Genomic DNA, 255 nt, shown 5'->3' on the forward strand with positions numbered 1-255 from the left:
AATCAACCGAGATTCCCTTAGTAGTGGCGAGCGAACGGGGACCAGCCCTTAAGTTGGTTTGAGATTAGTGGAACGCTCTGGAAAGTGCGGCCATAGTGGGTGATAGCCCCGTACACGAAAATCTCTTGTCAATGAAATCGAGTAGGACGGAGCACGAGAAACTTTGTCTGAATATGGGGGGACCATCCTCCAAGGCTAAATACTACTGACTGACCGATAGTGAACCAGTACCGTGAGGGAAAGGCGAAAAGAACC

1 rRNA gene is annotated in these 255 nt (G+C 49.8%); it reads left to right on the top strand.

The annotated features are described in order from the left end of the window. A 23S ribosomal RNA gene (locus L6D77_RS27170) occupies positions 1 to 255 on the top strand; the annotation flags it as partial.

Origin of the sequence: Pseudomonas parasichuanensis, from assembly GCF_021601385.1 — a bacterium.
In the GTDB taxonomy this organism is placed as follows: domain Bacteria; phylum Pseudomonadota; class Gammaproteobacteria; order Pseudomonadales; family Pseudomonadaceae; genus Aquipseudomonas; species Aquipseudomonas parasichuanensis.